This is a genomic window from Pseudomonadota bacterium (genome assembly GCA_018823135.1).
In the GTDB taxonomy this organism is placed as follows: domain Bacteria; phylum Desulfobacterota; class Desulfobulbia; order Desulfobulbales; family CALZHT01; genus JAHJJF01.
In genome coordinates this window covers 24,056-48,688 of record JAHJJF010000074.1, presented here as the reverse complement: position 1 = coordinate 48,688, position 24,633 = coordinate 24,056, and the positions used below count along the sequence as shown (strand labels likewise).

The window sequence follows — 24,633 nt, the reverse complement described above, 5'->3', positions numbered from 1 at the left end:
TGAGTGCTGAGTGCTGAGTGCTGAGTGCTGAGTGCTGAGTGCTGAGTGCTGAGTGCTGAGTGCTGAGTGCTGAGTGCTGAGTGCTGAGTGCTGAGTGCTGAGTGCTGAGTGCTGAAAAAATACATGCTCCCATAAAACTTGTCACTTTTTACTATTTATTTTTTTCACTAACTATTTACTCATCACTCATCACTATCTTTAACACATGAAATTCATTGACGAATACAGGGACCCTGAGGTCGCGGCAACAATCATTGCTGAAATCCACAAAACCGTGACCCGCCCGTGGGTCATCATGGAAATCTGCGGCGGCCAGACCCACGCCATTGTCAGAAACGGCATCGACCAGGTACTGCCCAAGGAAATCGAACTGGTTCACGGGCCGGGCTGCCCGGTGTGCGTTACCCCTCTGGAACTCATTGACAAGGCGATTGCCATCGCGCGGATGCCTGATATCATCTTTACCAGTTTCGGGGATATGCTCCGGGTACCGGGAAGTGAAAAAGACCTGTTCATCGCAAAATCCGAAGGAGCCGATGTACGAATCGTTTATTCTCCCCTTGAGGCGGTAAAAATCGCCAGAGAAAATCCCGAAAAGCAAGTGGTCTTCTTTGCGGTGGGCTTTGAAACAACCGCACCGGGAAACGCCATGGCCGTGCTCCAGGCAGACCGGGAACATCTCGACAATTTCAGTATACTTGCAAGCCATGTGCTGGTGCCGCCGGCAATCAACGCCATCCTTTCCTCTCCGGAAAACCGGGTCCAGGGATTTCTTGCTGCCGGCCATGTCTGCGCGGTCATGGGATGGGAAGAATACGAGCCGTTGGCCCAAAAATACAAGGTACCCATGGTGCCTACGGGTTTTGAACCCATCGACATTCTCGAAGGCATACTCATGGTGACAAAGATGCTTGAAGCCGGAACATATGAAGTACAAAACCAATACAAACGCATTGTCCACCGGCAAGGTAATCCGGCTGCACAAAAAGCAATGTTTACGGTTTTTGAAATTATTGACAGGACCTGGCGCGGCATCGGCGAAATTCCTGCAAGCGGCCTTCAGGTCAAAGATAATTTTGCAACTTTTGATGCGGAAAAAAAGTTCGAAGTTTCAGGCATCAACACAAAGGAATCGGAAAAATGCTTAAGCGGTAGAATTCTTCAAGGCCTGATCAAACCAGGCCAATGCCCGGTCTTTGGAAACGACTGCACCCCGGAGCATCCCCTGGGTGCGACCATGGTTTCAAGCGAAGGGGCCTGCGCCGCCTATTACAGTTATCAGAGGACCAGATAAAATGCCATTTGACCCTGAAAAACTCTCCTGCCCCATGCCGATCATCAATCACCAGCGCGTCCAGCTTTCTCACGGCAGCGGCGGCAGAATGTCTGCCGAGCTCATCGACAAACTCTTTCTGCCCAGATTCGGCAACCCGATCCTCAACAGGCTCGAGGATCAGGCAACCCTTGATATAGGGCCAGGGAGACTGGCATTTACCACAGATTCCTTTGTGGTGGATCCCATATTTTTCCCGGGCGGCGATATCGGCGACCTGGCGATAAACGGCACGGTTAACGACATTGCAGTGAGCGGTGCCAAACCGCTTTTCTTAAGTGCAGCCTTCATTCTTGAAGAAGGCCTGCCGATGCTTGATCTGCACAGAATTCTGGTTTCCATGGAAATTGCCGCGAAAAATGCCGGCGTTGTTATTGTCACCGGCGACACAAAAGTCGTAAACATTGGGAGTTGCGACAAGATATTTATCAATACCACAGGGATTGGAATGATACCGGAGGGGACGATGATTTCCGCGGCAAGCCTCAAACCTGGTGATGCGATTATTGTCTCGGGAACCCTGGGTGATCACGGCATGGCAATTATGACCAGCAGGAAGGGGTTATCCTTTCAAAGCAGAATCCTTTCCGACACCGCACCGCTGAATCATCTGGTGGATGCAATGCTTGCGGTTTCAAAAAATATTCATGCATTGCGCGATCCCACCCGCGGCGGCGTTGCCGCAACGCTGAACGAATGGGCCAAGGCATCCAATCTCGGCATCGTTATTGATGAAGAGAAAATCCCGGTGCGAGAGGAAGTACGGGCTGCATGCGAAATACTTGGCATTGACCCGCTTTATGTGGCAAACGAAGGAAAACTCGTTGCCGCGGTGCCTGAGGAATGGGCCGAGCGGATAATCTCCTCGATGAAAAGTCATCCCCAAGGCAAGAATTCTGCAATCATCGGCAGAGTGGTGGAGGATCATCGGGGCATGGTTACGATCAGAACAGCCCTGAGAGTTGAGCGGATTGTTGATATGCCTTTAGGGGAGCAGCTGCCAAGAATATGCTAGCCGGAATAATTCTTCCATCAAAGTTGAATCCTTAAGGAAAGTTCAAGCCTTGCTTTTCTCACCTGTCTCCTGTAAATTTGTGCGCTTTCAACCTACAGAAGAAATGTCTGGTTCTGGAACTTAATTTGAATCCTTTTGAGGATATTTTTTACAATGATATCACTTCTTGATTACGGCGCCGGCAACGTCAGAAGCGTCAGAAACGCCATAAAAAAGCTTGGGTTTGAGGTACGGGATGTCAAAACCCCCGAAGACATTATCCGGGCAGAAAAACTGATATTCCCCGGAGTCGGCAGTTTTGGCAGCGCCATCTCCCGCTTAAAGGAACTGGGCTATATTGAACCCCTCATCGCCCATATTAAATCCAACAAGCCATTCCTTGGCATCTGCCTGGGCCTGCAGACCCTTTTTGAAGGCAGCGAAGAGTCTCTGGGGGTTGCCGGACTGGGAATCATTCCCGGCATGGTGAAACGGTTTACCGATACCGGGCTTTCTATTCCGCAGATCGGCTGGAACGGCATCAAGCCGGCAAAAGCTTCCCCACTGCTTGACGGCTATGAAGGGGAGAAGCTCTATTTTGTCCACACTTACCGGGCTGCAGAAAACGAACAAAACCGCGACTGGATCCTCACTCAGACCGATTACGGCGAAGAATTCATCAGCGGTGTCCAGAAAGGCAATATCGCCGCCTTCCAGTTCCACCCTGAAAAAAGCGGCGAGGCGGGGCTCAACATTCTCAACAACTTTCTTACCTCGGATTCCCTTTTACCGGCAAGCCTTGCTCCCGGACAGCAAGGAAAAACAAGAATTGCCAAAAGAATCATTGCCTGCCTCGATGTACGGACCAACGACAACGGCGATCTTGTGGTGACCAAGGGCGACCAGTACGATGTCCGCGACCAGGGCGAGGTGCGGAATCTCGGAAAACCCGTGGAACTTGCGCGCCGGTATTATGAAGAAGGCGCCGATGAAATAACCTTCTTAAACATCACCGGCTTCCGGGATTTCCCCATGAAAGACCAGCCCATGCTCGAGGTCTTGAAACGCACTTCAGAAAACGTCTTTGTGCCGCTTACCATCGGCGGCGGGATAAGGGAGTATACTGCATCAGACGGCATTTACTCTTCCGCTCTTGACGTGGCCTCGGAATATTTCCGCTCCGGTGCCGACAAAATTTCCATCGGCAGCGACGCAGTTTACACTGTTGAAGAATATCTGCGCACCGGCAAAAAAACCGGCAAAAGTTCCATCGAACAGATATCCCATGTCTACGGCAACCAGGCAGTGGTCATCTCCGTGGACCCGCGCAGGGTATATGTGTCGAGTCCGGAAGAGACCGCTCATCACACCATAAAAACCGATCTTCCCGGACCAGAAGGTGAGGGATACTGCTGGTATCAGTGCACGGTGAAGGGCGGCCGCGAAGGCCGGGACGTGGATGCGGTTCAATTGACTCAAACCTCTGAAACCCTTGGAGCCGGAGAAATTCTCCTAAACTGCATTGATAAAGACGGCACCAACAGCGGCTTTGATATCGAACTGATAAATATGATCAGGAAGGCGGTGACCATCCCGATCATTGCCTCAAGCGGCGCTGGCCGGGTTGAACATTTTTCCGAGGTTTTCGCAAAAACCGATGTGGAGGCAGCCCTGGCTGCAGGAATCTTTCACAGAAAAGAAATCCCGATCAGTGACGTAAAAAAACATATGCGCGACAAAGGAATCGAAACCCGATGAATTACCCCGCAGCAGGAAAGCTATGACTTCGAGCTACGGGGCATCAGGAGTCAGAAACCAGAAGAACAGACCTTTAAAGTTCCCATTCTTTTGTTTTTTATTCTGAATTCTGGCTCCTGGCTTCTGGATACAAAAAATCCTTCTTACGCGTTGCTTTCAGCGGCTCTATCGAAACGCTGCAAGCAACGGGGTATTAAACCCTAAGAAAGAATAAAAAAAAGGCGGTCCGGAGTAAATTTCCAGACCGCCTTTTTTTGTATATCAGAGAAACCGTCTATTTCTTCTGATTTTCAAGGGCTTCGTTAAATTCTTTTATAAGCCCTTCGAGTCCCAGTTTCTGTTTTTCAGTCAATTCACCGAACCGCACGCCCCGCCGCCGGATCTTTCTTTTTTCCGATCCATGCTGCACGAGAAGCTGGTAAAAAGTATTGCTTTCGTCATTGATTACAGCATCAAATACTGTTTCCATGGCCACCCTTTCCACATTGAACTCGTAGCCGAAAAGATGGAAAAGCTCATCAGGGTCCTGGGGCCAGTTCTCGCCATCGTAATAAATAAAAGCCAAACCACCCATGCTGATGTCGATTATCAAACCCGGCATCACTTTAATGTCCTGCCGAAAAATAGCAAATGATCCCAAATCAACGTCATAACGTCGAAACTGGCGTTTCTCGTCAAAATTTGTTTTATCTGCCGCCATAAAAAAACTCCCCCATAAAATTTATGGAATAGTAACACTAACACTTCAGTCAATCAAGATATTGATGCTCTCCTGGGTCAAACGCCGGCAGCTTGACCAGGACTTTACGCGGGAATCAAATAATATCGTCTTCCTTGCTTCGAAAGATCTTCGGCAGTTTTGAATAAATGAGACTCAGGTTGGCGGGTGAAAATGACATTGGAATTCGTTCCTTGCTGGTCCGGATCAAAAAAGCCCCCGGAATTCTTCTCATAGATTATCCCGGGGGCTTTTTCCTGATTTACTTGCGAATATACGATTTTGAGGTCAGACAAATTTAGAACGATTCAGTCCGTCTTCGAACAATCCTATTCCCAACCATTCATTGCGGTTTCATAGACCTGGATCACGTCTTCAAGGGACGGTTTGCGGGGATTGTTTTCAATCGGCCTGGTGACGGTGAGGGCAATCCTGGCCATTTCTGGAATTTTTTTCGCAGGAATTTTGAGATCAGCAAGGGTTGCCGGGATGCCGACATCGGCATTCAGATTATACACAGCCTCAACCGCAGCCAGGGAAGCTTCCCGCAAAGAAAGGCCCTCAGTGTCCTCGCCCATGACTTCCGCAATGATTGCGAATTTTTCCGGGTTGCCGATAATATTGTAAGCCACAACATAGGGAAGCAGTACGGCATTTGCCAGTCCATGGGGAATACCGAACATGCCGCCCAGGGGATAGGCCATGGCATGAACCAGACCGACTCCGGCAGTGGCCAGGGCCTTGCCGCCAAGCAGGCTTCCCATAAGCATTGCTTCACGGGCCTGCATATTGCCGCCATGGGCATATGCCAGGGGCAGATTCCTGCTGATCAGATCGATCGCCTCAATGGCGTACATGTCGGAAACCCTGTGTGCCTGGGTTGAGGTGAATGCCTCAAGTGCATGGGTAAAAGCATCGATGCCGGTGCTTGCGGTGATATGTCTGGGCATGGAAACCGTCAGTTCCGGATCGAGAATCGCCGCATCAGGATACAACGGATCACCGTTCATGCCACCTTTGGATTTTGTTTTTTCATTGATAAACACCGCCGTAAAGGTAACTTCAGCGCCGGTGCCCGCGGTGGTCGGCACCATGATCTTCGGTACTCCGGGTTTCTTGATTTTACCGAGCCCCAGATAATCCTCCGCCTTGCCGCCATTGGTAAGCAGAATACTTACCGCCTTGGCGACATCCATGGCCGAACCACCGCCCACGCCGACCACGCAGTCACATTTGGCCTTCGTGGCAAGGGTGGCGCCGTTATCGGCAAGCTTCAAGCCCGGTTCCGGGTCGATAGCATCGTAGATCTCAAATTTCATTTTAGCTTGTATCAACGGCGCAGTGATTTTTTCCACAAGACCCGCGCCCTTTAATCCCGGGTCAACCACCATGAAAACTTTCTTGCCGCCCAAATCCTTGACCATTTGCGCAAGATCATTGATTGCTCCCTGTCCAAAGCGAATCCGGGTCGGCTGATTGATCAAAAATTTGTCTGCCATGATATTCGTTCCTTTATAGTTTAAAAAAAATGATACGAATGATACCTTAAAATAGTATAGTCCGGTTGGATGTCTGCTGATCTCTCCAAAAAAATGCATGCTGTTTTGGAGTGTATTGAAGCGTGTTTCAGTATTTTCTTAGTCAAAACCTACCAGGAAATTACTTACTACCAGTACTTAACTAAAGCAGATTCTACTGCAGGCCGCAATCGAATGGCAACTTAAAAAAAGACGGATACTTTTTTATGGAAAATAAAACGAGTCGCTCGGAGCTGAAACGCCGAGCCCAAAGAATCGAAGACCTTGCCCAGGAATTGGTAAAACTCTCGGTGAAAAATATTACAAATTTACCGTGCCCTGAATATCTGGTACCAGAGATACTTGCGGCGCAAAAAATCAAGGGCGGCGCAAAAAAGAGGCTTATAAAATATATTGCCAAAGAACTGCGAAATATTGAGACTGATCCGATTCTCGATTTTCTTGAAGAAAAAAGAGGTTCCAAGCTCAAAGAAAATCGGGACTTTCACGAACTTGAGCATCTTCGTGACACAATTCTTAACGAAACCATCGCAGCGTTTGATGAGGCAAGAAGCCAGAATGAATCATTATCACCCAAATGGGAAAGCCCTTCTCTCGCATCTTTGAGGGAAACTTTTCCTGATCTGGATTTGCTTTCGATTCAACAACTGGCGTTCCGCTTTGCAAGAACCAGAAAAATCACCCTGAACAGAGAAATATTCAGAATGCTCAAAGGGGCGTTTGAAAAGGCAAAGTTTGGGATTTAACTCCCGAATGACTGTTTTCCTCCACTGCCAAATACTGGAGGTATATATTTAAAAAGATCGGTGCCCCCGACAAGGGCGACATTGAACCGCAGAACATCGAACAAGGAATAATGAACTGTAGATGTTTTCCAAGGATATAGATCAAATCATTTAAGAAGATATATTTTACCATTTGTTTTGCAGAATTCACCAAAACAAAATCTATATGCAATTACCCTCTATAATTGCGGTATATATTCTAATGGTCAGATTAGTTCGTTCGACATTCGATATTCCTTGTTCGATATTCGTTATTCCTAAACATACTCGTGTAAATCCTGAAAATATTATAATATCACCTAAAACTGGACACTATTAGGAACAATTATGGACTACAGAACCGGAACCATGGGCAGGGTATTCTCCGCCCGTTTTGATCACCAGGATGATTTTCTTGGAGAGTTGAAAGAACTGATCGTCAGAGAAAATATCCGCTGCGGCTGGTTCCAGGTTTTGGGGGGAATGCTTGAAGCTGATGTGGTGACCGGACCCAAGGAACCGGTGATGCCTCCCGAGCCGGTATGGAAACACGAAGACACAGCCCGTGAGGTATTAGGCGCAGGAAGCATTTTCTGGGATGAAGTAGAACCGAGAATTCATCTCCATGCCGCTCTGGGCCACCACGGCGACACCTTGACTGCATGTGTCCGCAAAGGCACAAAGGTCTATTTGATTCTTGAAGCAATAATTTTTGAAATCTGCGGCATCGATGCCACCCGGCCCTGGTTTGAAAAAGGGGGATTCAATCGAATTACTTTCAAGTAACATTATTTTTTCATTGACTCCACCCTAACTTTTCCCACATTATTGTTTTTGAGATATAGACGAATGACACAAATTCGAGGCGCATGTCAGGTCCTGAACAAAGGCAGGGACCTGCAGAACAGCCTTGCAGCGCGGTGAGCAGGCAACCGCAGAGAAAGACACAGCATGCCATGATGAATCGGATTTATAAAGCTGTGTATAATAATGATATGTTTCACCTTTAAGGGAGGATTCAAACATGGCAACAACGCCAAAAACCAAAACAATTAAAACCAAAGCCACTGCAAAGCCCCAAAAAGCCGTCGCAGCCGTTGCAACACCAATCGCCACCAAAACAGCAGTACCGACAAAAAAGGCGGCCGCTCCCAAGCCGAAAAAAACAATTCCATCAATTGAATTCAAGGTATGCGCTCCGGGCGCCAGTAAAGTTTTTCTTGCCGGAGATTTCAACGAATGGAACACGAGTTCACTGAAAATGCAAAAATCCAAGGGCGACATTTTCAAAAAAAGCATGAAACTTAAACCGGGGCGCTACGAATACCTTTTCCTGGTTGACGGTTCCTGGTGGACCGACCCGGAAAGCCCTGAGAAATGTTCCAACCCCTATCACGGAGAAAACTCGATCATCACCGTCAGCTGAAAAGGCTGAGAGTCGTAAAACAAAATGAACCGCGGCAGATAATTCATGACTGCGAGCCAGGAGGTATCTGAATCCAGGAGTCAGGAGTCAGGAGTCAGGAGTCAGAATAGCTTGTACCGGACATATTGCAACATTTGTCTTCTGGATTCCTGATACTGACTCCTGGATTCGAAAGTTTATAAGCAGAACATTGCTTGGTGCCAAAATCTTTATTATTCAGCAAGTGGCATGGCATTAACCCTAAAAAAATAACAAAAAAGGCATCCCGGATCGCGGAATGCCTTTTTATTTTTGAAGTTTATCTGGATCTCAGCATAAACATACAAATTTATTTCATCGTTATAATTTTTGCTTAGATATCACTCATTTTAAATATTTTCAACTTTTTTCTAACGCTGCAACAACCTGCGATTTATTCGCCTCCAACCTCGATTTTCAGGAGTTTGTCGCCAGGTTTCACTGCAACCCCCGCCTCGGTGGAAATCTCCGCGACCTTTCCTGACACTTCGCTGTTAATCGGGGTCTGCATTTTCATTGCTTCAAGCATGACCAGCTGATCGCCTTGCTTGACAGTATCGCCTACCTTGACACTTATTTCACAGACATTGGCCCCAAAAGGCGCCCGGATATCTCCGGCCTTGGCAAGAGCTACAATCTCCTGCTTGCTCAACTGCGGAGCTGCGGCCGAGACCGTGCCCTCGGCAACTTCAGCCTGAAACTTGAATACCCGCTGATGATGGTCGATATTCAGATAGGTACTGAACTCTCCGTCTTCATTCTCCTGTTCAGGACCGATCTCGATAATATGTTCTTTGCCATAATGATCTTTGAACTTAATGGTTTCACCGAGCTTGAAACCGCCGGTCTTGAGAAGAATACTCGGTGGCAGAACATAGACTTTTCCAAATTTTTCTTCGAATTTAAAAAAGTTAACCGCATCATTAGGATGCTGCAGATAGGTGACAAGCTGCTGCTCGGTGGGTTCAACTCCGAGTTTTGCGGCAAGGGCTTTTCGTTCCTCTTCGATATCCATATCGCCGATATCCTCTACACCGCCCTGTTTTTCAAGAATGGTCTTCCAGTCGGCGCCGAACACCTTTTCATATATCCAGTCGGGAGGCTGATAGAATGGAAAAGGCCCGTATTTGCCAAGCAACAGGTTTTTAAGATCCCCGGAGGGATTCCCGTAACGGTCACCGCCAAGGACATTGCTCACCGCTGTTGTCCAGAGAATCTGCGAGCCGGGGGTGACACTCCACCAGTTGCCGAGCTCTTTCTGGACTTTAGGCAATTCATCGTGAAGAATGGTGGGCATCCTGTCAAGGAAGCCGCCCTTGACGGCCTGCTCAAAGCTGCTCCCCATTGCGCCGCCGGGCAGCTTATGAATCTGCACCGTGGGCAGGAACCCCTTGAACTGCGACTCAAAATATTCATAATACTGGCGTTCATCACGGAGAATATCGGATGTTTCAATAACCGCAGCAACATTGACACCAACCGCGGTCTTGCCGTAGTCCTTCAAGGTATCGATTACCGTAAGAATCGGCGGCGGACCGAAATAGCCGGTAAATGCATGGTCTGCTGCATCAACAATGGTTGCTCCGTTCAGCACTGCTGCAGTAATTCTGCCGATATCATTGCTGTCGGTGTTATGGCCGTGGTAGTGAATGACCATATCCGGATATTTATCCTTGATGGCAGCGACAAGATCCCCGATGCGCTTGGGAGTCCCGAGTCCGCCGTGGTTCTTGATACAGAGGAGAATATCTTCGCCGGTGACATCGATGATCTCACCGACCTTCCTGACATAATATTCATCCGTATGCTCCGGACCGGTGGAAAAACAGATGCTGGGTTCGAGTATTTTGCCGGCCTTCTGCACTTCCTCGAAAACCGCCTGCATATTGGGGATATGGTTCATGAAATCGAACACCCGCCACACATCGACATATTTAGCAAATTCACGGACGACAAGGCGAATGACATTCTGAGGATACGGCCGGTATCCAAACAGATTCACCCCCCGGCACAAGGTCTGAAACATGGTGTTGGGCATCTGTTCCCTGAGCAGCTCGAGTTTCAGAAACGGATCCACCTGCTTTCTCAGGATATCCACATGAACGGAGGCGCCGCCGGTGATCTCAAGGGAGAAGAAATTAGCATCCTCCCTGGCTTTGGCAGCCAGAAGGTCCGTGTGCAGGAGTATCCTGTTTTTAAAATCCGACTGGGAAAGGTCGCGGGCGGTATTGGTAATGTAATACCCGTCCGCTGCCCGCATAATCCTTAATACTTCCTTGATATCCATACCCTGAACAATTCGTTCCATGGTGACTCCTTATCGTTTAACTGCCGTACAGGTCTGCCGGCGAAAAAATTACGTATCTGTCGATCCTCAACTTATATGGCGTAGGGGTTTTCCTTTTTATGATGAATCTCGGCTATCAAGCGCGCCAGCTTGTTTCCCTCGGTGCATTTTTCCTCATAATCCATAAGATACTGATGGGTCTCAAGATAGGACGTATTAAAATCCCCTTTCTGAAAATCCACGTCGTTTACCAGATTTATATAAAAAGGGATCGTCGTCTTGGGCCCGGTGATGACAAAATTCTTCAAACAGCGGCGGAGCCTGTCAACGGTTTCGTTCCAGCTGAAACCGAATACAGTCATTTTAACCAGCAGGGAATCATACGCTTCAGGAATTGTGTAGCCCTGGTAAACAAAACCGTCCAGACGTACACCGTATCCCCCCGGCGAACGATAGACGGAAACAGTCTTGCCGGCTTCGGGCATAAAATTATTCTGCGGGTCCTCGGCATTGATCCGCATCTCGATGGCATGCCCTCTGAGCTGGATATCCTCCTGCTTGAAAGCGAGTTTTTTACCCAGTGCAAGTTTAATCTGGGTCCTGACAATATCTATGCCGGTAATCATTTCGGTGACCGTATGCTCTACCTGAACCCTGGTATTGATCTCCATGAAATAATATTTCATATCCTTGTCGATGAGGAATTCAACGGTGCCGGCATTGGTATAATTTGCCGCCCGGGCGGCCTTGACCGCGGTATGACAAATTTCATCAAGAAGTTTCTGATCCTTGATCAGCGAAGGCGCAATTTCTACGAGTTTCTGATTACGGCGCTGAATGGAACAATCCCTGGTGCCCAGGTGCACGGTGTTTCCGAAATTATCGGCAATGATCTGAACCTCAACGTGCTTCGGCGTGAGTACGACCTTTTCGAGATAGACGCTGTCATTACTGAATGCCGCCTTTGCCTCTGACCTGGCAATGGGAATCTCTTTAACCAGCTGGCTTTCATCCTCGATTCTGCGGATTCCGCGTCCACCGCCACCGGCAGTTGCCTTGAGCATAATGGGATAGCCGTATTTCGCTCCGAAGGCCTTGGCCTCATTGAGTCCGTCATCTCCCTGGGCAAGATTCTGAGTTCCCGGAACCATGGGGATTTGCGCATCATGCATAATCCTGCGCGCCGTAACCTTGTCGCCAAGGTTACGGATAACTTCCGGAGTCGGTCCGATAAAAGTTATACCGGCATCCTGACAGGCCTGGGAAAAATCCGGGTTTTCCGCGAGAAAACCATAGCCGGGATGAATGGCGTCGGCCCCTGCCTTGCGGGCTGCGGCAATCACCTTGTCGATATTTAAATAATCAACCCGTGGTCCTTTACCAAGCCAGATGGCTTCGTCGGCAACTCGTATATGCAGGGCATCATTGTCCGGAGTTTCATAAACCGCAACAGCAACGTAGCTGAGCTCCTGAATGGCCCGAATCACTCGAATCGCAATTTCACCTCGATTAGCAACCAGTATTTTTTTCAACAGTACACCTCATTTATAGTAAGCATTCTCGAACTGAACTTCTTGTCGATCTTGTTCAAATGTTATCAAGTGCAAGCTGGTACCATAACCCTAAAAACCCACCACGACAATTACCGATCATCGAAAAAAAATATTAAGAATGTTCAGATTACTGCGGCCTTGAAGATTGTGAATTTCACCTTAGTGTCAACCAGCAAAATTTTCATATATAGCACACCTGAATTCTCCCGGCAATAAAAAGATAATCACCTTTCTGCAGGCAGATCCAGTCAACAGACTCAAACCCTAGAGACCTTGGGAGACAGGGCTTTTCAGTCGTACAGACTTTAGTTTTTTTTCCGACCATTAACTTCAGATAAAAACCAAAGGATCACGAATTCATTCCAATTTCTGAAGCAAACCGGACTGCCTGTTCACCTTCGACTGTATCGCCTCACGAAGTATTTCCCTGCCTCCCCAGATTTCGACACTGCTCCTTGCCCTGGTAACTGCAGTATAGATAAGCTCACAGGTGAGGACCGGAGAAACGGCCTCCGGCAATATGAGCAGCACATGATCAAACTCCGAACCCTGACCTTTATGGACGGTTATTGCATAGCAGGTATCGTGCTCAGGAAGCAGTTCAGGCATGAATTTTCGCTCCGAGCCATCGGAACCACGGAAATAAACCTTTTTTTTCCCCAGGGCTTCACTGTCTTCAAAGACAACACCCACATCGCCGTTAAAGAGCCCCAGTCCGTAATGATTTTTAGCAACCATCACCGGTCTGCCAACATAATAGTCCCCTCCTCCTGCCGCAGGCGTCTGCTCCAGAATCCTTTCAATGAGCGCGTTGACCGCCATAGCTCCGTATCTGCCTTTTCGGTGGGCACACAATATGCCGAACCTCCCCAGAGAATTGAGGGCGTCCCGGGGAGATTCCCCCATCTCGAATCGTGGGAAAAAGTCATGCACTCTTTCGGCCAGACTCATTTCAAATTCTTCCTGAGAAGAAAATTCTTTCCAGGCTATGTCCTCAAGCTCTTTCCGGGACAGAACCTCCATAACCAGGTCCGGTTCCTGCCGGTTTATTGCCTGGCTGAGAATCCGGATGCCACTGCTGTCTTTAAAACGATAATTCTCTTTGAGTTCGACAACCGAATCGTGGAGTCCGGCCCCCCTTAATAAGATTTCCGGTTGAAAACTCCGCCCCCCGGTGTTTTGGTATTCAAGAATAAATTTTTCGGAAAAAGGCTCTGAGAATGTGCGGTGGGCAATGTCCGCGAGTATTGCTCCTGGCTCAACGGATGCCAGCTGATCACGATCGCCCATCAGAATCAGCCGGCAGTTTGCGGGCAGGGCCTCCATCAGATGGAACATCAAGGAAATATCAACCATCGACGCTTCATCAATAATCACCGTATCGGCAGGCAATTGATTTTCCGAATGATACTTGAAAGCACCCGTCCTGACGCCGGCACCGAGAAGCCGATGGAGGGTGGTCACCTTTTCAGGCATTTCATATCTGCCAGCAGCATCGGATACAATTTCCTGTTGCAAGCACTTCAAAGCATCCTGCATCCGGGAAGCGGCTTTACCGGTGGGCGCGGCCAGCATTATTTTCGGTGCCTTTTCACCCCTGGCCGCGGCAATGTAAATCAGCAAAGCGATTATCTTGGCTGCGGTGCTTGTTTTGCCGGTCCCCGGGCCGCCGGTAATTACACAAAACCGCCTGCTGACTGCGGTAAAAGCTGCAACCCGCTGCCAATCAGTCTTGTCGGCGTTATGTGGAAACAGCCGATCAAGACCTTTAGCCAGCTCCTCTGGATCAATATCGCCCAATTGGATGCTGGATCTCTGCAGGATGAATTCCGAAATCTGCGTTTCATAATTCCAGAAACGCTGGAGATATAATTGGGGCGGCTGAATTATCAGAGGAGTGGAATCTCCCGGTCTGCCGACCACACCACTTGCAGTCAGATCCGCGAGCCATGCTTCAAAACCGGGGCAGTGAATTTCAGCATCTCCGACAACAAGATCCCTGGGAAGAGGCTTCCCGGCAATACTTGAAAGATCGAGGCAGGCATGGCCGTTTCGCGTATAATAACTGACCAGTGCGGCTCCCAGCAACAGGCCGTCTCCAGGTTTTTTGGCGATCCTGTTAATAAAACCGGCAAAATGCCTGTCAAAGGAATCCAGAGTCAATTGCTTTAATGTATCCATTCACCACACCTGTGCCCGTGTCTTAAGTCTGGTTTCACCGCACACTTGGCAAACGGTTTATTCTTGACACGAAATGGCATATATTGTATTGAAATTATTTGAAATTAGTAGTTTTAATGATATACTTCGGCACAAGTTCAAAGATGATCTTCACAAGATCGGGACTTATTCCCGACCGATTATACATTTTTAATGTAAAAACATGCAAAAAAGTTACAGGGGAATGCTTTCGTACACACGCCTAAAAATTTCCAGACCAGGCTGTACGCCGATTAATCCTTTTTATTGGAATATCCTCGATATCTCAGCTAAAATAAACGCATCCTTCCTTACCACATCCTATAATTTTATGAATACAACTACCACCTACAATTACCTATATATTTTCAACAAAATTCTTGCTTCAAGTACAGGCCACGCTCCCAGGAGGCTTCCAACATGCCGGACTTTGTCTTAACATCAAAAATACTCGAAAAAGCCAAGAACATACTTGTGAACTCGCTGATCAAAGCCGGGGTTCGCACAGTAATGCTCATTGACAGCGCCGGAAATATTCTCGTGAACTGCGGCCAGGAGGCTGATGATATCGATTCCATATCCCTTGCGGCCCTTGCCGCAGCCAACCTGGGAGCCACATCTCAAATAGCCAAACTCATTGGCGAAGACGACTTTTCACTCCTTTTTCACAAAGGCAAAAACGGCAACATTCATTTCGGGAGGATCGGTAAGGAACTCATTCTTGTAACTATTTTCGGAGAAGACGTTTCCCTTGGGCTGGTCCGGTGCAGAATTTCAGATTTATCAGAATCAATCAGGCTAATTTTCGAAGGATAGTCGATGGCCCTTATCGATCTCAGCAAAAAAGAAGTACATTGCAAAGTTGTTTATTACGGCCCGGGCAGATGCGGCAAGACAACAAACCTCCTCTATATCTACAATGCCATGACCAGTAACAACAGAGGAAAGATGCTGACCATCGACACCAAAGGTGACAGGACTCTTTTCTTTGACTTGCTGCCCCTTAATTTAGGGAAAATAAGTGGCTTTGATGTCCGGATACAGCTGTATACCGTTCCAGGACAGGTGATGTACGAGGCGACACGAAAACTGGTTTTAAAAGGTGTTGACGGGCTGGTTTTTGTTGCCGATCCATTAAGGGTCCGGCAACAAAAAAACATCGATAGCCTTGAAGACCTTCGCCGCAATCTCCACGATTACGGCCTCAACTTCGATGACATGCCTCTTGTTATGCAATATAATAAAAGAGACTTGGTGGACACCCCTATTCCTACCCTGTCTGTTGAAGAACTCCAGCACGACCTCAACCCCGAACTCAAACGTAAACATTTTGAATCAGTTGCCATCAAGGGGAAGGGAGTGTTTGAGACGCTTAAGGAAATCAGCAAGCGAACCGTCCATCGGGTGGCAACCAAGCATTTATTAAAAGGGATATAATTGACCGTGGAGAACAAAGCCTCATGTCCTCAGTCTTCATTTTGCAGAGTTCGGAGATGAAGCCCCTTGCCGCAGGAAATTTCAACCATCACCTCAAGTCCAACGAGGCGGTGCTGAAGCGGCAATTCTTACAATCAATGCCCTTTTTTGCGTATATCCCGTTTTCGAGGCTGAAGATACAAACCAGACAGATTCGTATGACGACAGGAGTTTTTGCACACCCCCTGCGAAAGAAGATAGAACGCCAAGGAGAATGTTATGGATAAAAACGGATCCCCGACCAGGGAAAGCTTAACAACCGAAATCGACGATGCGGTTGATGATCTTTTCAGTGAATTCGAACAAATTGAAATAGATCCCTTGACCAGCGAGGTCATGAAAACCGCCTCTGCAACAGAAGATGACCAGGACACCCTGATTTTCGATGATGAATCTTTTGAATCCTCTTTGGAACTCGAAAGCGACAACGACCTGGGTCAACAGGATGTCCTTGAAACAGCCGATGATCTTTTAAGCCAATCGGACCATGCCATTCTCTCCCTGGAATGGGAAGTTTCTCCTGAAACAATACAACATGCAAAAGATTCCCTTACCGAATTGCAGGGTAAATTCGAAAGAGAAAAAACCCCCGGGACCTCCGAAGCCTTGTCACTCATGAACGGTGTTCTTGATGCATTGCTCGCCTCCCCTCTCACTGTGCCGACTTCTGCACCCAAGACTCTGAAAAAGACCCTCGATATCCTCAAAAAAATATCGTTGGAAAACCTATCGAAAGATGCAATTCAGTCTTCCCTGGGATCTGTTCTTTCTGAATTAAAAGCCGCCCAGCCAAAGACTGAAGAATTACACATGGAGCTTGAAAAAGAATCTTCCGAAGATCAACCGGATGATTTTAATCTCGTTGCTGAAGGCGATAAAGGCACACTGGTCATCGAAGGGCAAGAGGACGATACACTCACGCTATCCCAGGCCGATGAAAACACCAAGCAACTTAAATCCCCTGATCAAAAATCCATCCGCCCTAAAAAGAGGGTTGAAGAAAAAAGAGTGGCGGCACCCGCGCCGCGCCTCCCTGGCACTTCGGCAATTCCCGATGAACTTGGCAAGGTAATCCAGTCAAACGTTGTAATGCTCGGTCGCTGTATTGATCGCATCATGCCCCTTGAGCAACTCTTCGCCAGAACTCCGGGGTATGACAAACTCCACCTGATCAATAAAAAACTTCGTGAACAGCTTGAAATCCAACGGGATTCCCTGGCCAACGCCCTGGGGGGAGATTTCTCATCCCTTCCGCCTCAGCAGGGTGCGCCGATTCAAAAAACCAGAATATCCCAGCAAAGCTCCGGGGAATCTCCATGTCCATGGTCAAAATTGACCGTTGCAAAATGGAAGGGTTCTTTTGTCGCCTTTCTGGTAGAGCAGGTCGCATATGTTAGCGATAATCAGATCAATGCCTATGAAAAATTTAAAAACCGGCAGAGTTTCCCGTTAAAAAACCTTAAGAGTTGGCCATGGTCAAAGCTCAAACCATTATTGGGCGGCGATATCAGCACCAAAACCGATGCAGAGCTGAAATCGATGATGCTCCCTATTCTCGACCATCCAGGTGTTTTTCAAAATTTTGCGGAGCCGGCAGACGAAAATTTCATCATGCTTCTTTCGCATCATGAAATCGGCGGTGTGGTCTTTCTCGACTCACAAACCAACAACATAAATGTATCACAGCAATGGCTCTGGGAGGCAAATCCTCAAAAAAGTTCCGTGTTAGCCGGTCACCTGCAGATACACGGAGAATTTCTACCTGTTGTGGATGTCTCCCGGCTTGAATCATAAAACAAGACAACTTAATTATGTCCAAATCAACACAAGAAGAAATCAGCAATAAATTCGCCGAGGCCGAACTCTATAAAACCCACGGCCTCATCAAGGAGGCTTCGGATGTTTATCATTCACTTCTTGAACAACTCGGCAAGAATGATGCAGCTATTATCAGCGAGATTAATAATCTCCTTTCCGAGCTGGACGAACCCAGCCAAGGTCTCACCCATTTCAGTAAACAAAAGGAAAAAGCATCCAAAACAGATCCCGCAGAGGAAACCCAGCATCGTTTTGAAACAGGCGTCGGCCTCATGGACGCAGGTTTTCCTGCCGAAGCCCTTAAGGAGTTGCTTGGTCTCCTGGGTAATAAACACTTTTCTGAATCAACTTTACATATTAAAATCGGCGAGTGCTATCTCAGTTTAAACGATGAATTCAAGGCCATTGAGCATTTCGAAAAAGCAAGAGATTCAAAAGTTCTTGACAGGGGCATAGAAAGACTCGAAGTCCTTGACCGTCTGGCGCTGGCCTATGAAAACATCGGTGCCTTCCCTGCGGCGATAAAAGCCCTTGAAGAAATTGTCAAGATCAACCCCAAATTCAGAAATGCCAAAAAGCATCTTAAGCATCTCTCACAAAGCGCCCAGAAATTCGGCCGTTTCTATCACCTCATCCAGGAAAAACATCTCAAGGTCGAGGACCTTGAAAAAGCCATACAAGTCGCCAAAGAAAAAGGCAAACCTGTGGATGCGGTGTTGATGTCCGACTTCAATATCGATAAGCATGAACTCGGCCAGTCTTTAAGTGATTATTACGATTGTCCTTTTCTGGAATTCAACGAACTCGAAATGCTTCCCACCCCTTCCTGCATCAAGGGTATCAAGGAAAAATTTTTCAGGGCCAATAATTGCGTACCGGTTTCCGAAGATAACGGCAAACTGGTCATTGCCGCAGATAACCCCTTTGACATGGTTAAAACCGATAATATTCGATCGGTTTTCAAATCCGCTGATGTCAGATTTGCCGTGGCTCTTAAGGATGATATTGATAAATTCATTGATTTTTTCTACGGCAAATATTCCGTCGAACAATCGTCCGATGATCTCTTCGACCAGCTGGAACTCGTTGAAGAGCAGGAAGATGATAAGCTTGATGAATACGACACAGCCATTCATGCTGAAGGCGTTGTCGTCCAGCTGGTCAACAAAATCATTGAAGACGCCATAAAAAGTAAGGCCTCGGATATTCACATTGAAACCCTGTCGGGCAATAACGGCACAGTGGTTCGCTTCAGGACCGACGGCGACTGCAAACAATACAGGATTATCCCATATCAATACAAACGTGCGGTTGTTTCCCGAATCAAAATCCTCGCCCGACTGGATATCTCGGAAAGAAGACTCCCTCAGGACGGCAAGATCAAATTCAAGACCCGCACCAGAAGAACCATTGAACTCCGCGTTGCGACACTCCCCACAGCATCGGGTTATGAAGATGTGGTGCTGAGAGTACTTACCGACACCAAGGCCATGCCTTTAGAGAAAATGGGCTTCTCAGAGCATAATTTCGCCCTCGCGAAAAAAATGCTTGAAATGCCCTACGGCCTTATCCTGGTTGTCGGCCCCACCGGTTCCGGAAAAACCACAACCCTGCATGCCGCCCTGGGTCAGGTCAACCGTCCCGAAAAAAAGATATGGACCGTGGAAGATCCAGTGGAAATCATTCAGGACGGACTCCGGCAGATCCAGGTTCAACCAGGGATTGACCTGACTTTTGAAAAAGTCCTGAAGGCCTTTCTCAGGGCCGACCCGGACATAATCATGGTCGGCGAAACAAGGGACGAAGAAACCGCTAAAACGGTTATTGAAGCGTCTTTAACCGGACATCTTGTCCTGACAACCCTGCATACAAACTCCGCACCCGAAACGATCACCAGACTTCTCGGCATGGGGATTGAATCCTACAGTTTCGCAGACTCCCTTATCGGAGTTATTGCCCAGCGGCTGATCAAACGCCTCTGCCCAAATTGCAAGGAGGCTTACAAACCGGAAAAAGAAGAAAAAAATATGATCATTGAGGAATTCGGTGCGCATCCGATTTCACCTTTGACACTGTTATCGTTTAACAAGATCACACTTTACAAACCTAAAGGGTGTAAAAAATGCCATAACTCGGGATATTCCGGACGCCTGGCAATTCATGAGGTTCTTACGGTGGACGACGCAGTCAAACAACTTGTTGAAAGACGCACGACGGTGAGCGAGATTAGAAGCCAGGCACTACAATCAGGCATGTTCACCCTCAAACAGGATGGCATCCAAAAAGTAATCCTTGGAGAAACCGACTTCAAACAGGTTCGAGCCGCCTGCATAAAATAATCTCAAACTGCCATCATATTCTTGACAATCTGTCGATAACATATTTTTTTTGGCACGATAACCGTTAATAAAGTCGATTCTACACCATAAGCAGTTATTCCACTGTTTATGATTTTCAAATATCCCTTAGTGCGGCGGATGGATGAGAATAACCGTTGCCGCTGCATTTGGAAACAAAGATGGACAATGTTTTAATTGTTGACGATGATGAAGGATTTCTGCTCAGTCTTGAAGATCTACTCAAAGGCAGTTCGCAGCCATTCTCCGTCCTGACCGCCAATAACGGAAAAGAAGCCAGCTCTATCCTTGATTCCGTTTCAATCAATCTTGTGGTGACCGACCTCAAGATGCCCGAAATGGACGGATTCGACCTGTTGGCCAATATCAGTTCCGCGCACCCCGATGTCCCGGTGATTGTCATGACTGCGTACGGTACACCGGAGATGGAAAATCGACTGAAGGACATGGGCGCTTTTCAATATATTGAAAAACCCATCGACTTTAATATCCTTCTCAAAAAAATATCCGACGGTTTGTTCGCCTGCTCCAAAGGCCACATCGACGGCATATCGCTTCCCTCCTTCATGCAATTGCTTCAATTGGACAAAAAAACATGCACACTCACCGTCACCTCCAAAAACCGGACCGGCATGTTGTTTTTTCAGCAAGGTGAGCTGACAAACGCATCAACAAACGGCTTGAAAAGTCTTGAAGCCGCGATGGAGATCTCCAGCTGGGAGCAGACAAAAATTGAAATCATCAATATCTGCAAAAATCAGAATAAAACCATAGATGTCCCCCTGGGTTTCATTCTCATTGAAAGCGCCCGACTCAAGGACGAACGGGAAAATAAACCGGCAGATGATGAGCAAGCCGAGAATGACTCTTCTTCCAGTCCGGATGGCGAACTTGAACCTATCCCCGGGGTGAACCTTGACAACCTTGATTTTGACAGATCAGTCCCTGTCGATGCCGTGTCCGAAGAAGACCTCATAAAGGTATTGGAAGCGGAAAACCAAAATGAGACAGCTCGTCCCTCACAAAAACCGCCTCCCCCAAAAAACAACCTTCGCATGCTTCTCAGTACTATTGATTCTCTTCCCGGAATACAGAAAATGATTGTCATCGCCAAATCAGGGAAAGTTCTTGCAAAGCATAACGTCGAGGTAAAAAAATTCGGGAATTTCATTGCATACGCCACCGCAGCTTCCCGACAAACCGCGGCAAGTATAGGGTTCAGTGGTCCGAGACATATCATCATGAACCAGTCGCAGGGTGGAAAAATTATCATACTTCCAGGCCCGGCCGCAACCATCGGCCTTGAACTGGATGATGGCGAATCAGCCGGCGCCATTATCGATACCCTGTCGCCAGTTCTCAAAAAAACCAAAATAACCTAAAGGCCTATTGGATTAATCAGGAAATCTTTTTTATGGAAGCACTGCTTAAAGAAATTAAATCACTTCCAAATATCATCGGTTCTTTTATTTATGTTGAGAATCAGGGAGTGGAACATACTGATCTTCCTAGGATTTTCAGAAAGGATGGCTTGGAAAAGGTTGGTCGTTCGCTGGACAGAATCTTCACCTTGAATGCGCCTTCCGACCTTGCTGTTGACAGCCTCGAAATTAAATTCAACGAATCCGTGGCGTTTGTTCAGCGAATTAACCAGGGCTCTTCAATAATTACCTTTTGCGACCCAAGCGCCAATCTTTCATTAGTCAGCATGACAATGAACATGCTCCTTCCTGAGTTGAAAAACTCATTAGCCCATCCCAAGGAAGATGAAGATTTGCCGGAGCTTGGCGATGATGACCTGTTGCTTCCCTCCGAACCGGGAGCTGGTTTTTTTGAACATTTTGATGAAACAAAAGCAAAAAACGCCTCAAGCTCAACTTCGCCTGCGGCTGCAAAATCCGCCGACCCTGCTCCTGCCGTAAGTGATTCAACAACCGATGAATCCCAATCACCGGGAACGCCCCAAGAAGCTGGCCCGGCAGATATTGATCAGCTTTTCAAGGTAGGGCCTTTTGCTGTGACGCTAGAAAAACTCCAGGACGCTCTGACCAGGGCCATCGGCCCGATCGGCGGTTTGATAATGCGTGACATGGTGGAAAAATGGCTCAAGGAAGGACCGTGCACAAATGACCGCCTGAATGCCCTGGCTGATCTTCTTTGTTCAGAAATAGACAACTCAAGACTGGAAAAGGAATTCAAGTCTGAAATAGCAGGTCTGCTGCCTTAAATAAGCCTGCGCCAACCCGGATAAGCGACTGTCAACGGAAATAAGGGATGATAGGCCTTTCCGGATCTACCTGAATCGAATCTGTTTCAACGCTTGACTCCAACTCCTTCCTACGCCTCGAAACCAAATTTTCCAGCCTGCTGTCGTCAGTATTTTTTTCTGAAAAAGACATTTCCAGCCGGGTATGTTTTTGCATATCCTCGGTCAGCATAGCCTTTCTGAATTGATCGATATTGTCCTCTCTTTTTAAGGACAGCAAATTATCCTGGCCAACAAAAGGTAAATCAATTTCGAGGGATACAGCACTTTTCATGATTTTCTGTGACTGCGGTTTTTCTGCGACTTGAACAGGTGTCGGAGGTGTTACTGTCTTTTTCGGTTCAGCAATAACAACTTTTACCGGAGCAACCGGAAGGTCTGTTGATTCATGTGGCGCTGGTTTTTCTGCGACTTGAACTGGCGCAGGAGGTGTTACTGTCTTTTTCGGTTCAGCAATAACAACTTTTACCGGAGCTTCTGCTTTTTTCTGAACAACTTCAGGAGGCGGAGTCGGTTTGCTCTTTACTTCCTTCGGGGTAATTTCTTTTTTCGGGGGCGACTTTACCGGCAGCGACGGGGTTGGCTGAACTTGAGCGACCTTCTCGACTGCGGGCGGCGAGGCTGGAACCGGCACCTTTTTCTCGGGAACAACAACGGGCTTTACAGCAGTTACAACTTCCTTGTGCAGCACCGTCGGACCGCTAGAACCTGTTGATTGTCTGGCAAGTTCCAGAGATTTCTGGGCCCGCTTGCTTTCAGGTGAGATGCTCAATCCTTTTTCATAAACGGCTATTGCAGCGTTGGAATCACCCTGCACCATATAGATGTCGCCCATCCCAAAAAGATATTTAGCGGATTTTTCATCCAGTTTTGCAGCTTTTTTATAATATTGCAGGGCTTCGTCGTAATTACGAAGCCTTTCAAGGGTATAGCCATTCATATAATTTATTTCCGCATCATTGGGGCATTGCTTGATAGCTCCTTCAAGCAATTCCTTTTTTTTGATGAGGTTTCTCTCTTTGCGAATGGATTTAAAAGCAGCATCGCAGTCCGCAGCCTCGACAATTCCCACCGCGACCAAGCCGACAGCAAAAATCCCTACAAAAATTGCCGCAATTGTTTTTCGGGTTATATCCATGAATCCATCAGCGGTTTTTATTTTACTGCCAAATAAATAAAACATTACATTTCTTCTTTAATAAAAAAGTTGATATTAATTATTTACGGGTCAACATCTTATGCATACTTACTCTGAGTCGATCAATTGCCTGTGCCAGTGAACCGATTTCATCCTTGGCATCCCTCAAGTCTATCTCTTCTTCCAGATTCTTTCCAAGGCTTATTTCCTTTGCCCGGTTACTCAACCGCACAATCGGCATAACAATCCTGTTATTCAGGAAAACCCAGACAATAAATAATGCGACAACCAGAACGCTGCCGCCGGACAACAGGATCATCAGGGCATTGGTTTTTACCGATGAAAGTGCCTGTTTGATAGGGATATAAACGATATCAGCAGAGATCGTTTCACCCATTTTCCAGTTATACCCCCCTTCTTCGCCGTAAAGGACAACCTGATCTTTCGGAGCGTCTCCGGGATCTCCATGGCAATCAAGGCAATCTTTCGAGTCAATCCTGATCGGTTTTGCCAGATAATAATATTTCTCGTCATTCTTGCTGAGGATCCCTTCCTGTTTAGTCAGACCGGCATTGTCCCGGAAAGTATTAATTATTCGAGCCTCGGCCTCATCCGCTTTATTATCCGGCTGCAGAGGATTAATGGTCGCCTGTTTGAATTCATAGCCGGGCAGACTTTCCTTGAATATTTCCCAGGTTTCCTTGGCCACAACAAATTCAGACATTAATTCCGGATAAAACCTGTCCTTTTCAAGAAGTTCATTAATCAAAGGCCGCTGCGTATCATGAAAATATTTTCGTGCGGAAAATATATAATTGGCAATCAACTCCCCTTTTGTTTTGGCTTCATTCATTGCCGCCTGCATACTGAATTTGTAGCTGGCAATGCCGATCACCAGAAGAGCTGCTAATCCGAGTCCGCCCAACAATGCAATAAATTTCGGGCGCACTCCAGATTTATTTTTGGAAGACATCTCTACTCCCCCCTTTT

19 protein-coding genes are annotated in these 24,633 nt (G+C 47.3%); 12 read left to right on the top strand and 7 right to left on the bottom strand.

The features are described 5' to 3' along the window. Window positions 1–205 precede the first annotated feature (205 nt). The 3 genes from hypD (at window position 206) to hisF (ending at window position 4,085) form a co-directional block, all read left to right on the top strand. On the top strand, window positions 206–1,294 hold the full coding sequence (gene hypD, locus KKE17_08005) for a hydrogenase formation protein HypD (GenBank protein MBU1709930.1): 1,089 nt from the start codon (window positions 206–208) through the stop codon (window positions 1,292–1,294). A gap of 34 nt (window positions 1,295–1,328) precedes the next feature. Further along, on the top strand, window positions 1,329–2,348 hold the full coding sequence (gene hypE / locus KKE17_08000) for a hydrogenase expression/formation protein HypE (protein ID MBU1709929.1): 1,020 nt from the start codon (window positions 1,329–1,331) through the stop codon (window positions 2,346–2,348). A gap of 153 nt (window positions 2,349–2,501) precedes the next feature. Then, on the top strand, window positions 2,502–4,085 hold the full coding sequence (gene hisF / locus KKE17_07995; GenBank protein ID MBU1709928.1) for an imidazole glycerol phosphate synthase subunit HisF: 1,584 nt from the start codon (window positions 2,502–2,504) through the stop codon (window positions 4,083–4,085). 274 nt (window positions 4,086–4,359) lie between these two features. Here hisF and KKE17_07990 read toward each other — a convergent pair whose 3' ends face one another. Beyond that, a complete protein-coding gene (locus tag KKE17_07990; protein MBU1709927.1) occupies window positions 4,360–4,785 on the bottom strand; it encodes a PilZ domain-containing protein in 426 nt (141 codons plus the stop codon). Window positions 4,786–5,132: 347 nt separating this feature from the next. Then, a complete protein-coding gene (locus KKE17_07985) occupies window positions 5,133–6,302 on the bottom strand; it encodes an iron-containing alcohol dehydrogenase (GenBank protein MBU1709926.1) in 1,170 nt (389 codons plus the stop codon). Between the two features lie 245 nt (window positions 6,303–6,547). Between KKE17_07985 and KKE17_07980 the strand changes: the two genes are divergently transcribed. The 3 genes from KKE17_07980 (at window position 6,548) to KKE17_07970 (ending at window position 8,531) form a co-directional block, all read left to right on the top strand. Further along, the gene (locus tag KKE17_07980) at window positions 6,548–7,087 is read left to right on the top strand and encodes a DUF615 domain-containing protein (GenBank protein MBU1709925.1); all 540 of its coding nucleotides are present in this window, start codon (window positions 6,548–6,550) and stop codon (window positions 7,085–7,087) included. Between the two features lie 366 nt (window positions 7,088–7,453). Beyond that, a complete protein-coding gene (locus tag KKE17_07975; protein ID MBU1709924.1) occupies window positions 7,454–7,891 on the top strand; it encodes a DNA-binding protein in 438 nt (145 codons plus the stop codon). 238 nt (window positions 7,892–8,129) lie between these two features. Beyond that, window positions 8,130–8,531, top strand: a complete 402-nt coding sequence (locus KKE17_07970) for a glycogen-binding domain-containing protein (GenBank protein ID MBU1709923.1) — start codon at window positions 8,130–8,132, stop codon at window positions 8,529–8,531. A 412-nt stretch (window positions 8,532–8,943) separates the two neighbouring features. Here the strand turns inward: KKE17_07970 and KKE17_07965 are convergent, their stop codons facing one another. The 3 genes from KKE17_07965 to recD all read right to left on the bottom strand — a co-directional run bounded on the left by KKE17_07965 (window position 8,944) and on the right by recD (window position 14,570). Continuing rightward, window positions 8,944–10,857 (bottom strand): pyruvate carboxylase, encoded by a 1,914-nt coding sequence (locus KKE17_07965; protein MBU1709922.1) that lies wholly within the window; start codon window positions 10,855–10,857, stop codon window positions 8,944–8,946. Between the two features lie 71 nt (window positions 10,858–10,928). After that, complete coding sequence (locus KKE17_07960; protein MBU1709921.1) at window positions 10,929–12,371, bottom strand: acetyl-CoA carboxylase biotin carboxylase subunit; 1,443 nt, start codon at window positions 12,369–12,371, stop codon at window positions 10,929–10,931. Window positions 12,372–12,746: 375 nt separating this feature from the next. After that, on the bottom strand, window positions 12,747–14,570 hold the full coding sequence (recD, locus tag KKE17_07955; protein ID MBU1709920.1) for an exodeoxyribonuclease V subunit alpha: 1,824 nt from the start codon (window positions 14,568–14,570) through the stop codon (window positions 12,747–12,749). Window positions 14,571–15,008: 438 nt separating this feature from the next. Here recD and KKE17_07950 point away from each other — a divergent pair, with 438 nt between their 5' ends. The 6 genes from KKE17_07950 to KKE17_07925 all read left to right on the top strand — a co-directional run bounded on the left by KKE17_07950 (window position 15,009) and on the right by KKE17_07925 (window position 22,466). After that, complete coding sequence (locus KKE17_07950) at window positions 15,009–15,404, top strand: roadblock/LC7 domain-containing protein (GenBank protein MBU1709919.1); 396 nt, start codon at window positions 15,009–15,011, stop codon at window positions 15,402–15,404. 3 nt (window positions 15,405–15,407) lie between these two features. Beyond that, entirely contained in the window at window positions 15,408–16,025 is a 618-nt protein-coding gene (locus KKE17_07945) for a GTPase domain-containing protein (GenBank protein ID MBU1709918.1), read from the top strand. A gap of 258 nt (window positions 16,026–16,283) precedes the next feature. After that, window positions 16,284–17,858 (top strand): hypothetical protein, encoded by a 1,575-nt coding sequence (locus KKE17_07940; GenBank protein MBU1709917.1) that lies wholly within the window; start codon window positions 16,284–16,286, stop codon window positions 17,856–17,858. A gap of 17 nt (window positions 17,859–17,875) precedes the next feature. Next, window positions 17,876–20,221 carry a Flp pilus assembly complex ATPase component TadA gene (tadA, locus tag KKE17_07935; protein MBU1709916.1) on the top strand — a complete coding sequence of 782 codons (2,346 nt, stop codon included), beginning with the start codon at window positions 17,876–17,878 and terminating at the stop codon, window positions 20,219–20,221. A gap of 179 nt (window positions 20,222–20,400) precedes the next feature. Further along, complete coding sequence (locus KKE17_07930; GenBank protein MBU1709915.1) at window positions 20,401–21,621, top strand: response regulator; 1,221 nt, start codon at window positions 20,401–20,403, stop codon at window positions 21,619–21,621. Between the two features lie 32 nt (window positions 21,622–21,653). Further along, on the top strand, window positions 21,654–22,466 hold the full coding sequence (locus KKE17_07925) for a hypothetical protein (protein MBU1709914.1): 813 nt from the start codon (window positions 21,654–21,656) through the stop codon (window positions 22,464–22,466). A gap of 31 nt (window positions 22,467–22,497) precedes the next feature. Here KKE17_07925 and KKE17_07920 read toward each other — a convergent pair whose 3' ends face one another. Together KKE17_07920 and KKE17_07915 are read right to left on the bottom strand one after the other, a co-directional pair. After that, entirely contained in the window at window positions 22,498–23,688 is a 1,191-nt protein-coding gene (locus tag KKE17_07920) for a tetratricopeptide repeat protein (protein ID MBU1709913.1), read from the bottom strand. A gap of 34 nt (window positions 23,689–23,722) precedes the next feature. Continuing rightward, window positions 23,723–24,616: a DUF3365 domain-containing protein gene (locus KKE17_07915; GenBank protein ID MBU1709912.1), complete on the bottom strand. Its 894-nt coding sequence runs from the start codon at window positions 24,614–24,616 to the stop codon at window positions 23,723–23,725. Window positions 24,617–24,633 lie beyond the last annotated feature (17 nt).

Coding starts and splice junctions, on each gene's coding strand:
- tadA (MBU1709916.1), top strand. CDS start 17,876: ATGTCCAAATCAACACAAGAAGAAATCAGCAATAAATTCGCCGAGGCC.
- recD (MBU1709920.1), bottom strand. CDS start 14,570: ATGGATACATTAAAGCAATTGACTCTGGATTCCTTTGACAGGCATTTT.
- KKE17_07975 (MBU1709924.1), top strand. CDS start 7,454: ATGGACTACAGAACCGGAACCATGGGCAGGGTATTCTCCGCCCGTTTT.
- KKE17_07915 (MBU1709912.1), bottom strand. CDS start 24,616: ATGTCTTCCAAAAATAAATCTGGAGTGCGCCCGAAATTTATTGCATTG.
- KKE17_07945 (MBU1709918.1), top strand. CDS start 15,408: ATGGCCCTTATCGATCTCAGCAAAAAAGAAGTACATTGCAAAGTTGTT.
- hypD (MBU1709930.1), top strand. CDS start 206: ATGAAATTCATTGACGAATACAGGGACCCTGAGGTCGCGGCAACAATC.
- KKE17_07990 (MBU1709927.1), bottom strand. CDS start 4,785: ATGGCGGCAGATAAAACAAATTTTGACGAGAAACGCCAGTTTCGACGT.
- KKE17_07925 (MBU1709914.1), top strand. CDS start 21,654: ATGGAAGCACTGCTTAAAGAAATTAAATCACTTCCAAATATCATCGGT.
- hisF (MBU1709928.1), top strand. CDS start 2,502: ATGATATCACTTCTTGATTACGGCGCCGGCAACGTCAGAAGCGTCAGA.
- KKE17_07950 (MBU1709919.1), top strand. CDS start 15,009: ATGCCGGACTTTGTCTTAACATCAAAAATACTCGAAAAAGCCAAGAAC.
- KKE17_07930 (MBU1709915.1), top strand. CDS start 20,401: ATGGACAATGTTTTAATTGTTGACGATGATGAAGGATTTCTGCTCAGT.
- KKE17_07980 (MBU1709925.1), top strand. CDS start 6,548: ATGGAAAATAAAACGAGTCGCTCGGAGCTGAAACGCCGAGCCCAAAGA.
- KKE17_07985 (MBU1709926.1), bottom strand. CDS start 6,302: ATGGCAGACAAATTTTTGATCAATCAGCCGACCCGGATTCGCTTTGGA.
- KKE17_07920 (MBU1709913.1), bottom strand. CDS start 23,688: ATGTTTTATTTATTTGGCAGTAAAATAAAAACCGCTGATGGATTCATG.
- KKE17_07970 (MBU1709923.1), top strand. CDS start 8,130: ATGGCAACAACGCCAAAAACCAAAACAATTAAAACCAAAGCCACTGCA.
- KKE17_07940 (MBU1709917.1), top strand. CDS start 16,284: ATGGATAAAAACGGATCCCCGACCAGGGAAAGCTTAACAACCGAAATC.
- hypE (MBU1709929.1), top strand. CDS start 1,329: ATGCCGATCATCAATCACCAGCGCGTCCAGCTTTCTCACGGCAGCGGC.
- KKE17_07965 (MBU1709922.1), bottom strand. CDS start 10,857: ATGGAACGAATTGTTCAGGGTATGGATATCAAGGAAGTATTAAGGATT.